Source organism: Lacticaseibacillus pantheris DSM 15945 = JCM 12539 = NBRC 106106 (assembly GCF_001591865.1).
GTDB classification, from domain to species: domain Bacteria; phylum Bacillota; class Bacilli; order Lactobacillales; family Lactobacillaceae; genus Lacticaseibacillus; species Lacticaseibacillus pantheris.
The window spans coordinates 1-12508 of sequence record NZ_BCVS01000070.1; the positions used below are offsets into that span (position 1 = coordinate 1).

The 12508-nt window shown below is 54.1% G+C and carries 11 protein-coding genes; 2 read left to right on the top strand and 9 right to left on the bottom strand.

Annotated elements, in window-relative coordinates; translation table 11 throughout:
* Positions 1 to 118: 118 nt before the first annotated feature.
* From LPA02S_RS07985 to LPA02S_RS08025, 9 genes are all read right to left on the bottom strand, one after another.
* Positions 119 to 808, bottom strand: coding sequence for an EAL domain-containing protein (locus LPA02S_RS07985; protein WP_056956792.1), 690 nt, complete (start codon positions 806 to 808; stop codon positions 119 to 121).
* A 317-nt stretch (positions 809 to 1125) separates the two neighbouring features.
* Complete coding sequence (gene pgmB / locus LPA02S_RS07990; protein ID WP_054650807.1) at positions 1126 to 1821, bottom strand: beta-phosphoglucomutase; 696 nt, start codon at positions 1819 to 1821, stop codon at positions 1126 to 1128.
* A gap of 59 nt (positions 1822 to 1880) precedes the next feature.
* The gene (locus LPA02S_RS07995; RefSeq protein WP_056956793.1) at positions 1881 to 4604 is read right to left on the bottom strand and encodes a glycoside hydrolase family 65 protein; all 2724 of its coding nucleotides are present in this window, start codon (positions 4602 to 4604) and stop codon (positions 1881 to 1883) included.
* A 746-nt stretch (positions 4605 to 5350) separates the two neighbouring features.
* Entirely contained in the window at positions 5351 to 6208 is an 858-nt protein-coding gene (locus tag LPA02S_RS08000; RefSeq protein ID WP_054650805.1) for a 1-acyl-sn-glycerol-3-phosphate acyltransferase, read from the bottom strand.
* On the bottom strand, positions 6205 to 7170 hold the full coding sequence (locus LPA02S_RS08005) for a glycosyltransferase family 8 protein (RefSeq protein WP_056956794.1): 966 nt from the start codon (positions 7168 to 7170) through the stop codon (positions 6205 to 6207). Before LPA02S_RS08005 ends, LPA02S_RS08000 begins: the two co-directional genes overlap by 4 nt.
* Positions 7170 to 8003: a glycosyltransferase gene (locus LPA02S_RS08010; RefSeq protein WP_056956795.1), complete on the bottom strand. Its 834-nt coding sequence runs from the start codon at positions 8001 to 8003 to the stop codon at positions 7170 to 7172. The genes LPA02S_RS08005 and LPA02S_RS08010 overlap by 1 nt, the downstream gene beginning before the upstream one ends.
* A 1-nt stretch (position 8004) precedes the next feature.
* Positions 8005 to 8760, bottom strand: coding sequence for a lysophospholipid acyltransferase family protein (locus LPA02S_RS08015; RefSeq protein WP_225350323.1), 756 nt, complete (start codon positions 8758 to 8760; stop codon positions 8005 to 8007).
* Between the two features lie 184 nt (positions 8761 to 8944).
* A complete protein-coding gene (locus LPA02S_RS08020) occupies positions 8945 to 9559 on the bottom strand; it encodes a uracil-DNA glycosylase family protein (RefSeq protein ID WP_056956837.1) in 615 nt (204 codons plus the stop codon).
* Between the two features lie 47 nt (positions 9560 to 9606).
* Positions 9607 to 10053 (bottom strand): MerR family transcriptional regulator, encoded by a 447-nt coding sequence (locus tag LPA02S_RS08025; protein WP_082405438.1) that lies wholly within the window; start codon positions 10051 to 10053, stop codon positions 9607 to 9609.
* A gap of 115 nt (positions 10054 to 10168) precedes the next feature.
* Here LPA02S_RS08025 and LPA02S_RS08030 point away from each other — a divergent pair, with 115 nt between their 5' ends.
* Complete coding sequence (locus LPA02S_RS08030) at positions 10169 to 11650, top strand: MDR family MFS transporter (protein ID WP_056956796.1); 1482 nt, start codon at positions 10169 to 10171, stop codon at positions 11648 to 11650.
* Complete coding sequence (locus LPA02S_RS08035) at positions 11650 to 12378, top strand: DUF4811 domain-containing protein (protein WP_054650797.1); 729 nt, start codon at positions 11650 to 11652, stop codon at positions 12376 to 12378. Before LPA02S_RS08030 ends, LPA02S_RS08035 begins: the two co-directional genes overlap by 1 nt.
* The last annotated feature ends 130 nt before the right edge of the window (positions 12379 to 12508 follow it).

Sequence of the window (12508 nt, forward strand, 5' to 3'; positions counted from 1 at the left end):
ACCAACCGCTCAACCTCCACCACTACGCCAGTACGACCAGCCACCTGCAGCGTGCACCGTGGAGTGGTCCACAAAGTCGCAGTACCCCACGGCACCCGCGCCGGCCAGAACCACCAACCTAAATGGACAAGTCGGCCGCAATGGTCAGCGGGTGTGGTCGTCCAAAGAAATAGCCTTGCACAAGGTCGGGTGCGAAATCGTGGATGAGCGTTAAGTCCGCCACACCCTCGCACCCTTCCAGCGCAAACTGATGGTGCTGTCGGTGCGCACGCTGCGACCAGTACGCCACCTGCGCGCGGATTACTCCCACGTTCACCGTTCCACGCACGTTTTGCAGTGCATACTTGTACTCCGTGACCACTGGGTCCAGCACGTCCACCAGTTCCGGTTGGTTAGCCCCGGTGCCCACGTCGTCGACACAGACGCGTAGCCCCGCTTCCTGGTATATCCTCGCCGCCTCAACCAGACGGACTGGTGTGACCTGATTGGCACCCACACCCATTCGTTCCGTTAGTTCAATAATGAGTTGTGGCCCGCCAGATTGATGCCAACGTCCGAGTTGAGCAACATAATCGGGGTCAACAAACTGCTCTTGATCAAGGTTCAAGGACACCAACTGTAAATCCTGGGGGAGCGTAGCCAACGTGGCCCGTAGCAGTTCATCAAAGTCACGGACGGCAAACGCGCCAAAGTCGGCGGGAAGATGCCATTCGCCTTCCCGCGTTGGTCGTTCACGCAAAAATAGTTCATAACCCGCCAATTTACCCGTCGGTACGCTAAATTTTGGCTGTCCCCAAAACCTAATCATTTCCAGACCTCGATCCGTGTGCGCCGTGGCGCATTGATTTTGCTGTCATTAGTATCATTTTAGTTATCGCTGATACGAATGATACGATAATTTTTATACGAACTATGTTAGCATACTACCCGCACGGCCTAAAATAAATACTTTTTCACGTAAACGGCCACCATTTACCACTTACCCACACCAGTTTTGGGCCTAAAAGCACTCCGGTAATGCATCATTATGCAAATAAACACACGTAGTAGTAGCCCAATTTCTGAACTATTACTACGTGCGTTAACGGACGCATGCTGGCCATTAACGGCCGACCGTTCGTCATTTTAACTGAGTGCGACACTGGGCGTGCGCATAGCCGCACGGATATTGACCAAGGTCATCTGACTGGTATCCGCAAAGTTGATGTCGGCGGCCCGCAACACGGTTGCATCACCAATCCCAATCGCGGTTTCCCCCGCAGCGACGATGCCCGCAACACCGGCTGCCGCATCCTCGACGCCAACGCAGTGCGCTGGAGCAACTTTGATTAGCTCGGCCGCCCGCAAAAAGATTTCCGGGTCCGGCTTCCCGTGATGTAGCGTACGTGGATCCACCACCTCCGGAAAGTAATGCGTCAAGCCCAAGTGGTGGAGCACGATCGGCGCGTTGCTGGAGGCCGATGCAATGGCCATTTTGTAACCGTGGGCATCCAAATCATCAAGAAGGGACTGCACGCCCGGTAAAATATCGGCTGGCGTTAAGGTGGCTACCAACCGCAAGTACTCAGTATTCTTCGCGGTAGCTAGTTTCTCTTTCTGCTCATCGCTATAAGTGTGCGCCAGACCGCCAGCCCTCAGGATCAACTCCAGTGACTCCATGCGGCTAATACCCTTCAGACTATCCTGCAGCCTTTGCGACCACGGGGTGCCCACCTGGTCGGCCACCTGACGCCATGCCTTCGTGTGTAAGCGTGCCGTATCGGTAATGACTCCGTCCAGGTCAAAGATAAATCCTTGAATATCTTCAAAATTAGCTTTCATCGTCTCCTGCTCCTCTCTCAGCCTAGGTCAACCTGCAAATCACGATTATCCGACTTGGCTTAGTACCGGATCTCTTGCTGTTGGTTAGCTACCAATTGTATTTGCTGTCCAGCGACCATCAAACGAGTTGCGTGATCAGCCGTTAGCCGCACCGTGTGGCGACTAATCATAAACCGCAGCTGTACCCCGCGAACCTTTATCGAAAAGTTTAGCCGGTGCCATTGCCGCGGTAAGTGTGGATTAACTACTACCTGGTCGCCCAACACGTTCACACCACCATAAATACTCGTCGCGACGTGTAACGTGGCGCCCATGACACCCAGATGGATACCCTCCGCGGTTGTCCCACCCTGAATATCGTAATAGTCAGAGAATAAGGCCTCACGGAAAAGCTGCCATGACTGATCGTAGTTACCATCCTGCTGGTTCAAAGCGGCGTACACAATACGCGATAAGGTGGAACCATGCGTCGTCCGGTCCAGATAGTACTGTAAGTTGTGCGTGAAGTAGTGTGCTGGCAGCCGGTAGCCCATCGCGGTAATTAGAGACTCCACTTCATCCCGATTAAGAACGTAATAAGCCATCAGGGCATCCGCCTGTTTAGCCACTTGGTACGCGTCCGGTGTTTTACCCTCAGACTTCAAAATGCGGTCGAGTCGGGCAATATCACCGTAACGCTGACGGTAGTGGTCAAAATCGAGTCGTGGTAAATCAAAGTAGCCCTGAAACTGCCCGATAATACCATCATCATTAATGTCCAACTGTAAATGCGTCCGCACCTGGTCTAACTGTTGGGTAGCCTCGCTGGACCACCCCGCACGGGCACTAGCTGCTTTAACGGTACTATCAGGCAACGTTTGCAGTAGGTTCGCAACCACTTTGAATAGCCATGCCACCATGATGTTGGTGTAGGCGTTATTGCTTAACCCACCACGCTTGCTATTGGGATACTCCTCATGGAATTCATCGGGGCCCATTACACCGTTGATATCATAACGGCCAGTCGTTGAATTCTTGGTAGTTAGACTTAACCAGAAACGTACCACCGACAGCAGTATATCCAAGCCGTAACGGTTCATGAGGTCGTGATCACCAGTAGCGTGGTCGTACAACCATACCTCGTAGGCCACGGACAGCGATACATGACGTTGACGCCGACTGTTATCTGGATCCCACTGGTTGGTCAATGGGTTCAGGTGCACCGACTGTGCCTGCTCGTCCCCATACATAGCGGATTGCCACGGGAACATCGCGCCACTTTGTCCTGCCGATTGAGCGTACTTTCGCGCGGCTCCTAGACGCCGGTAACGATACATAATCATTGCCTTGGCAATCGCCGGGTAATGCTCAACGTAAAACGGGAAACAGAACATTTCGTCCCAGAACACGTGGCCCCGATACGCCTCGCCATGTAGTCCTCGAGCGCCGGTGGAGGCATCCAAGTGGCCTGCACCCAGCGCCGCACCGGCAACCAACATGTGGAACGTATTCACCCGTAACAATTTTTGGCTAGTGATATCGCCAGTGACGGTGATATCGGTCCGCCGCCAAACGTCATCAAAGTAGTTCTGGGTAGCCGCGGTCGAGTCCTCAAAGCTGCCCTGCTGTAGCTCGGCCCGCACGCGGTCGGTTAATGCCATATCGGCTCGCTCGCCGTCGTGATCAGTCACAACGGCCACGAGCTTATCTACGGTGTACGTATGGCCCGCACGAACCGCCAAATTGACGGTCTGCCGCGCCGCGTTGGTGGTATGCGTCCCATTAACCGCATTGCTGAGCACTCGATCTGGACTGCTTAACCGACTCCCAATTGCAAAGTGAACGTTAGAATGCCGCGTGTGTCCGGTTAACCAGGCGTCTGTAGCGTCAGTTTCAGTAGCGTCGACCACCACGTGCCGTTGATCAAACTGGTTGTAGCGGTCAACGTTTCCGTTGGTCACCTGCCCGTCAATGGCAGAGTGGATTTGCAATGAGCCGTCGAAGTTGATGGGTGTGACCTCGTAGCGGATGGCGAAGCGGTGGTAATGGTGCATATCTGCGATTTTGGTTGCCGTCACGGCCAGTTGGTGGCCCGTCGCCAGGTTCAACAGCATGCTGGTCCGCAGCTGTCCCGTCCGTAGATCCAGGCTCCGGTACACGTCACGGATATCGCTCGGTCGTATTTTGAATAGGTTCCCATGATCCACGCCGAAGGACAGGTACTGCGCGTTGGGCAAGTTAACGAGATCCTCGTTGACGACATTGCGACCATTAATGTTAGTGGTGTTCTGGTTATACACCCCCGCAACGTACAGGCCAGGATAGTTATCGGCATCGGCGACTGCTTCGACGTAGGCACCGCGCAACCCAAAGTAGCCGTTGCCAACCGTCAGCATGGCTTCCTGACCATAGTTACGTTTACCGGAATACTCGCCGTAATAGTCCAGGTGCCAGCTGGCATACGCAACTTTGTCCGCGACGGCGGCGGCCAGCCCCCGCTGACGTACCGTCGGCCGCGCCACAACGGGCACGTTGAACATGTTCATGAGGGCCAAACCGATATCAATTCGCCGGTGGTTGAGGCCTACCACCGTATCCGTGAAGGGATAGCTGAGCGGGTTATCCACGATGACGACGTCAAAGCGAAAGCCGGCCATCCTGACACGCATGTTTTCGAGGTTGGCACCAATCGTCTGTTCCGGATTGTACTTAATCGTGGTTCGACGACGCGTGTGTTGGGCGTCGTCGTCCTGATAGTTGATTTCTAGGCTATCATCATCTACTTTTACCGCTATGGGTACCATATAATTCCCCCTTAACAATATGGCTTTTCAGTCAGTATCTAAAATGATTAACCGTCTAACTATACGTTAGTGCTGTTTGAAACGATAATCAAATACAGCGAGTATTGAGCGTGCGGATGGTGTTCGGGGGTGCGGCTTCCGGGTCCTGCAACGTGAGTGGTTGGCGGCCGCGTTGGTCGGGTTGGTGAGTTGCGGCTTCCGTGGGCGCTCCGCGGTAATCCACTCACCAACCCGACCGATGCAGCCTCTCACTACTGTATTAACCGCATCTCCGGACATGACGCCTCCGCACCAAACGCCATCCGCCCGTTCCCGATACTGCGCACACTGAAATATATAAATTGAACGTTTAACATCGTCCTGTATGGCGACGATAGTGGTTACCCATGTGTTCTTATTGAACTCGTGAGCACTCAAAGACATGTAATCTGGGCAGATTGTGTTTACCAAGTAGTAAATCGTGAATTACCCATCAACTTTCGTGGCCAAATTAGAATGTCAATTAGTTGAAAGTGATTAATGTCAAGCAATTAGCCTGTGTGAACACCATGGAACACACCATTCAGATTATTTTAACTACCCAACTTGTGTCAGTCGCCACGGGTGTGAAAAATAACTGCGTAGCCCCATAACGGTAACAATATACTGGACTAGAATCATCGCACCTAGATACACATTTATCACCACAACATTGGCTTGCCAGCACAAAACCACAAAAAAGCTCCGCCCACAATTGTGAGCAGAGCCTAGTGTTGACGCCATCCGGCGATGTCGTCGGGCGTGAAGTCGTATGTTAGTGGTCCCCCGTATGCTTGCTCGTACGCCGCAACCTTTTGTTGGTAGTCCACAGCCATCATGTGCTCGCTATTCGCCCGCGCATCCAAACGTGGATCCGGATAGATCAGCGGCAGCACGTGTTCAACGTACCGCACCTGGTTGAACTCCGCGTTATCCACTTTGCCAGTATCCTGAATTTCCACGAAGCACGATACAATCGGCACCCCTAGCCGTGCCGCGTAGTAGTACGCACCCCGCTTCACCGGTCGCGGCTTGCGGTAATTGAACCACATCTCCTGTTCTGAATACATCAAAACCAGCTGATTAGCCGCCATCACGCGCGCCAACGCGTCAGGAAATGTCCGCGCCATGTAGCTCGTGCTGGGACTAATCGGAATTGTGTCCGCGTAATTCATTAGGAACCCTAGCCCGCCGTCAAAGTCCAGGTTGGTGGCCTGACTCACGATGAACATCCGCCGGTGCAAAGTCTTCTGCACCAAACGTCGCTCAATCAAGTTTTCCAGCGGGTTAAAGTGATTGCTAGTAATAATGGCGCCACCCCGCAACTGCCGCAGGTGGTCCATCCCCGTATACCGCGTATGGCGATTCACTACCCGCGCCGCTACGTTCATGGCCCCGCGCGCCATCAAGTTGTTCACATGGTAGTCCAATCGGTCGTGGCGAGCCAACGCCCGTTCAGCGATGGCCGCCTGGGCCGCCACGGTCATCTGGGGATCGCCGACCTCGACTTTGGCATTGAACTCACCGGCGCGCACCCGCTCCTGGATGTTGGCGATCACCGCCTCTTTGTCTCCGCCAATAATCATACACGCACCTGAACGCCCCGCTCGTTGGCGTGCTTGAAGTTACCCGCGTCGGCAACCAGCGCCGTCGCCTTGGTGACCAGTTCCTCAGCGTTGGCGTCATCCGTAGCCACATCGTCCTTGCTGTAATTGCGTTTAGCCAAAGCAATCTCGTCGGCATAACCGGAATCAGGGACGTACTGCCAGAAGAAATCGGAGTACATCACGTGGTCATAGTGCCACGGCTTGGCAAAAAGGTTGAAGTGAATCACGTTCGGCCGGGTTAACGCCTGATTCATGGTCGGCAAAGTCGGCATGGTGTTCCACGTCTGGTCGAGCCGCAAAATGTGGTCGTGCACCAGCGCGTTGATGTAGTCCTGGTCGGGCGCGATGGTATCAAAGTCGTACTGCTGCAGCAACGCGAGGAACCGGTCGCCGAGGTTGCACTGTCGCAACGCCGCCAGGTCCATCAACAGCACTCCAGAATTAATGTAACTTTGCATCGGCACGCCCACGGCATCCTCAACGTACGCAATGGTCACGGGGGAATCGGCCAGGTAGGTATCCATGCACCCACCCAGATAGTTACCGTGCAGGTCTAACCCAAACATTTGTGCAATATCCGTGGTGACCACAACGTCTGCATCCAAATAGATACCCTTGTCGTACTCGGGGAACATGTCGGCAATAAATAACCGGAAGAAAATGGTCAGGGTGTGATAGTCACAACGCAGTTCGGAATGGTCATTCGCCATGCGTTGGGCAAAGGCATCCCCCATCTGGACGAACCGTACGTGCACGTTATCCGTCGCCAACTTTGCCAACCGGTCCTGGTGCTCCGGGGCTAAGTGGTCGTGGAGGATGATGGCTTCATACTGTTGCTGGGAGTTGCTGTTTTGAATAATTGAGGTTAACGTTACCGCTAAGTATGGCGCATACCGGTCGTCAACCGCGAAAAATAACGGAATAGTCCTTGTTGCAGTCATTAGTTTTTATCCTTTAGTTGGGGTTCCAAACGGTCATATTCATCAAGCACGTCGTCATACTCGTGCAATTTCAGCTGGTCGTGCACGGCCGTGACCTGCCAAGGCTTCACGGTGAGCGTGTGTACCCACGGCCACAGCCGAAAACTTGTGGTGAAGTGCTGAAAAACGGTGTCCGCGTGTAAGCGGCGCTGGTCGTTATAGCGACGTGGCATGATTCGCACTTCGGTCACCAGCCGGTTCAAAGCCGACTGGTCGGGCATGAACATCTGCGTGGTGACGCACAACCGCCGGGCCCGTTCAAACAATCCCGTACGGCGAATTTCCTTGAGGTTGAGCAGTAACACCCCGGAATTCAGGTAATCAAACCGGATACCCCGATTGTGGAAGAACCAGCGCCCGTAATAATCCAAAGTGCCGGCCAATTCGATGCCATCCATGTTCTGGTGGTAAAACTCGCTACAGTCGCGACGACTCACCACGTCGGTATCCAGGTACAATATGCGGTCGGGCAGATCCGGCACCTGGTCCGCAAACAACCGTAGCACACAGTTGGGCGTGAAGATGGTGTCCATGTTTGCCAAGGGTGGCTCCATGTTGAACAACTCGGTCACGTCGTGCTTCACCACCGTGTTCGCCGAATCAACCTGTTGTACTTGCTGCAACAGCAACTCCACCGTTTCGTCGTTGACGGGGCGATATTCCTTCATGCCCACGGTAATGTGCGCCGTTAGAATGTGTACGTGTAACGGTTCCTGCACGGTACGCAGTAGCGACAGCACCGAAATCAGCAGGCCATCTGCCATTTTGGCGTCACCACAATATAGGACATCCATACTAGTCCCTCCTTTGGTACGTAATGTATGTATACGTGCTTTCAGCGGAGCGTTGCCGCATTTGCCTTGCTACCATGTCCGCGAGTTGTACTTGTTGTTGCTTCCGGGACAAAGTCACGTTCGGGCGTAACGGTCCATCAATAAACACCGTCATCCGCGGGTGCCGGCCCCAACGCCGGTGCTGATAGGTCACGGTCATGGTGTACACCGGTGCCTGCGTTGCGACGGGATAATGAAATGCCGCCGCACTGAACGGACGAATACCGGTATAGTACGGCCACACGTGGGCTTCGGGAAAGATGGCCACGTAACGGTCCGCGTCGATCTGCGTCCGCACGGCGTGGTTAAACCGTGCCAGTCCGTGCATCCCCTCCGGTATCGGCAACGCGCCTACCCACGGTAAGATACGCCCCAGAAACGGTATGCCCAGATTGGCACCACTAACAACAGCCGCAAAGCCGCGTGACTGGCCGGCAGCCAACATCAGAAACGGATCGCCCACGGGTTGCGTGTGGTTAGCGTAGAGGAAGTAACCCCCTTTGCCCGCATTGCGGAGTGCCGCCCGGTTAACCCAGCGGACGTGCCAGCCCACGTGCAAAATGAACCACCCCGCAACCCGAGCCAGGGCGGTCACCACGACGCGCCGTGCCTGCCACCACCAACCAGAGTGTTCCCACTGGTAATCATCGGGAATCCGGATGTCCTGGTGTGCACTAGTCACAAAGTCATCCGTGACGTCGTCGTAATACTTAATCATTCGCGCCAATCGGATTGCCTCCTCACGGTTTGACCAGTTTGCTTATTCAATTTGTCATTATAAAGGTATCGTTGCCCCCATACAAACGCCCGTATGAATGGGAACGCTAACATTTTTATCTTTGTCTGGTTAATCGACATTTTGTTCTTAATTGTGGCACAAAAAAAGCCTGATTAAGACTGCGTTAGTCAATCAGGCCGTGCACACGGGTCCGCAATTCCGGCACTACTTGGTCCTTAAACCACGGGTGTTGCTTAACCCACGCCTGGTTGCGTGGGGATGGGTGCACAATGGGAAGCGCGTCTGGCAAGTAATCCGCGTAATGCTCAACGGTCGCGGTGAGCGTCTTTTGCGCCCGCTGACCCAAATACCACCGCTGAGCGTAACTGCCAATCAGCACCGTCAGCTTAACCTGCGGCATCTGGTCGATCAGTTGGGGCAGCCACTTGTCCGCGAACCCTTTGCGTGGCGGGAGGTCGCCACCTTTGCCCTTACCGGGAAAGTAGAAGTCTAGCGGTAGCACGGCAAAATTGCGTGGGTCGTAAAACTGGTCGCGCGTGACGTCCATCCATTCCCGCAACCGGTCGCCACTGGGATCGTTAAAAAACAACCGTGCGTCCTGCGCCCGCTGACCCGGTGCCTGCCCAATGAGCAAAATTCGTGCTCGCGGATCCGCAACGTACAGTGGCTCAACACCCGCCGCGGTGTACGCGGCATTCTGCGGGTCCGCCGTAATGGCCGCACGGATGCCCGCCTGCGTGTCCGTAATTGGCGCAGCGGGACGCTTACTGGCGCGCATGGTAACACGCCACTGCAACTGTTTATTCCATATAATTGCTGGTCGCATTACAGTGTCCCTTCCTGGTGGGCCCGTTTACTAAGCGTCACTGCGTCGTCGTCCACCCGCGCGACCACGTCAAATTGAGGTTCATCACTCAGTTGACCCAGCATAACGAGTGCAAAGTCATCATGCTGCTCCACGGTGAGTCCGCCCTGATACAGCATCCGTTTCAGGACGTGCATATCATCAAAGTGACGCTGGGCCTCGGCCGCAGCGTGGGCCAACGTGTACCCCTCGTCCATCTTGGTTTTAATGTAGACAATTGCGGCAACGCTGCCGTACGGATACCGTTTATTTTGCCCGTCACCATGACGAATCGACCGAATGTAGCCTTTCTTCTCCCAATAGCGAATTTGCGCCGGTGTTACGCCGCTCACCCGACACGTTTCCCCAATACCCATTGAAAAATCAAAGGACCGCATCTTGCTCACAAATTTTTCCATGTGCTCCATTTATTTGGACCCCGTTCATTGACTTTCTGAAAATCTAGTTGTAACATTTGATATCGTAATTGTAACACAATGCGATAAACGTGTCGCAAAATAAATTAAAAGCTGGGCAACCGTAATGAACAATATTACTGATAACAACGGGCGCAAAATTAATGTGACCCTATTGGTAGCGACGCTAATTGTCGGCGTTTTTACTACCGTTTTGAACCAAACCATTCTCAGTACGGCCTTCCCGACTTTGATGAAGGCCTTCGACATCTCCACCGCCACCGTGCAGTGGTTGACCACGGGGTTCATGATGGTCAACGGAATCATGATTCCCGTGACCGCCTACCTGACCTCTAAGGTACCTACTAGGCGCCTGTACCTCATCGCCATGAGCACGTTCTTGCTCGGGACGGTGGTGGCGTTCACCGCACCCAGCTTTGCCTTCCTATTGGCTGGCCGTTTAATTCAGGCCGTTGGTGTTGGTATCACGATGCCATTACTGCAGAACATTATGCTGACCATCTTCCCACCAGAAAAACGTGGTGCGGCCATGGGTGTGGCCGGCATCGCCATCGGGGTGGCACCAGCGATTGGACCAACCCTGTCCGGATTTGTCATTGATAACTTCGGCTGGCGGACCCTCTTTGGGATGCTGATTCCAGTCACCATCCTGGTCATTGTCTCCGCCGTATTCTTCATGCGTGACGTACTGCCACAACATAACCCACGTCTGGACATTCTCTCGCTGATTGAATCCACCATTGGGTTTGGTGCCTTGCTGTACGGGTTCTCCGAAGTTGGGGACAAAGGTTGGGGCTCACCAGTGGTTTATGGCACCATCATCCTTGGTGTCGTAGTAATCGCCCTATTTGCCTACCGTCAACTCCACATGGACACACCATTCCTGGAGCTCCGGGTATTCAAGTCCCGTATTTTCACGCTGTCAACCGTATTGGCGTCCATCGCCAACATGGCCATGGTGGGTGCCGAAATGGTTATCCCGTTGTACCTACAGATTATCCACGGTAAGTCCGCGCTGGAATCAGGTTTGACGTTGCTACCTGGTGCCCTGATGATGGCCGTCATGAGCCCGATTACCGGGACCATCTTTGACCGCATCGGTGCCAAGCGACTCGCCCAGATGGGTCTGTTCACGCTCGCGGTCGCAACCATTCCGTACGCGTTCGTGACTGCCACCACGCCATCCATCTACATCACGGTGCTGTACGCAGTCCGGATGTTTGGGATTTCGATGACGATGATGCCGCTGACCACCAACGGGATGAACGCGCTCAGCCAGGACCTGGTTGGGCACGGGACCGCCGTCAACAACACGCTGCGGCAAATCGCCAGTTCGATCACGACGGCCATCATGGTCTCCGTGCTGACGAACGTGACGAACCAGCACAGTCCGGCACATGCGCTACTCAAAGCCGACCCGCTGGCTTACAAGAACAGCTTCTTTAACGCCACGCTGGACGGCTATCACGCCGCATTCTGGATTGCCGTGGGCTTCAGCGCACTCGGCTGGATCCTGGCGTTCTTCCTGAACACCAAGATGAATTCCACCGAAGTTAAGCCAAACAAAGCAGCAAAGGAGGCAGCATAATGATTCTCTGGATATTAGTCATTAGCACCATCTTGCTCTTCATCTCCTTTGTCACAATGAAAAACTCCTGGTACCGCACGCTCTTTGTTGCCGTTACGGGTATCGTCATGCTCGGCTCAATCTGGGCCATCTATGATAACGACCAAAACCACCTGGGCATGAAGCAAGTAACGACTACTACCAGCCAGGTGGTCTACTCGGCCTCACCGAGCAAGGCGTTACCGCTGCTACTCCACCAAGATGTGGGGACGAACGGTGACCACAACGTTTACATCTACAAAATTAGTGATAGTAGCAAGGCTAAGGCGCAACACACCAAGGCTGACTACCGGATTCACAACCGGGTAGTGACTAGCAAGACCGATGTGGCGCAGATGCAGACCACTAAGCGTGAGTGGGTATACAAGAGCAACTTTACGAAGTTGATGTTTAACGGGTTGAACAACCACCACCTGATTAAGCAGACCAACACGTTCAAGATCCCGTCTACGTGGTACAGTCTGACCACTAGTCAGGCTAAGCAGCTGAGCAAGAACATGAAGGCGGCGCAGAAGCAGTCTGCCGCCCAGAAGGCCCAACTGCAGATGGCCATCCAGCAACAGGTCGCTGCCGCAAAGGCTAAGAACCCAGGCATGACCACTGCCCAAGAACAGGCATTGGCTAAGCAGCTCGCAGCCAAGTACCAGCAGGCCGCGATTGACAAAGCCGTCAAAGCCGTCCAAAAATAGTTCTCCATCATAACCCCCGTAGCCTTCGTGGCTGCGGGGGTTTTATGCTCTACGGGTGGTGGTGGTGGGCGGGTGCAGGCAAAGCGGTGGTGGGGTTGCGGCTTTGTGAACCGCTCCGTCATGACCGTTT

Coding starts and splice junctions, on each gene's coding strand:
- LPA02S_RS07995 (WP_056956793.1), bottom strand. CDS start 4,604: ATGGTACCCATAGCGGTAAAAGTAGATGATGATAGCCTAGAAATCAAC.
- LPA02S_RS08025 (WP_082405438.1), bottom strand. CDS start 10,053: ATGGAGCACATGGAAAAATTTGTGAGCAAGATGCGGTCCTTTGATTTT.
- LPA02S_RS07985 (WP_056956792.1), bottom strand. CDS start 808: ATGATTAGGTTTTGGGGACAGCCAAAATTTAGCGTACCGACGGGTAAA.
- LPA02S_RS08030 (WP_056956796.1), top strand. CDS start 10,169: ATGAACAATATTACTGATAACAACGGGCGCAAAATTAATGTGACCCTA.
- pgmB (WP_054650807.1), bottom strand. CDS start 1,821: ATGAAAGCTAATTTTGAAGATATTCAAGGATTTATCTTTGACCTGGAC.
- LPA02S_RS08010 (WP_056956795.1), bottom strand. CDS start 8,003: ATGGATGTCCTATATTGTGGTGACGCCAAAATGGCAGATGGCCTGCTG.
- LPA02S_RS08000 (WP_054650805.1), bottom strand. CDS start 6,208: ATGATTATTGGCGGAGACAAAGAGGCGGTGATCGCCAACATCCAGGAG.
- LPA02S_RS08005 (WP_056956794.1), bottom strand. CDS start 7,170: ATGACTGCAACAAGGACTATTCCGTTATTTTTCGCGGTTGACGACCGG.
- LPA02S_RS08035 (WP_054650797.1), top strand. CDS start 11,650: ATGATTCTCTGGATATTAGTCATTAGCACCATCTTGCTCTTCATCTCC.
- LPA02S_RS08020 (WP_056956837.1), bottom strand. CDS start 9,559: ATGCGCGCCAGTAAGCGTCCCGCTGCGCCAATTACGGACACGCAGGCG.
- LPA02S_RS08015 (WP_225350323.1), bottom strand. CDS start 8,760: ATGATTAAGTATTACGACGACGTCACGGATGACTTTGTGACTAGTGCA.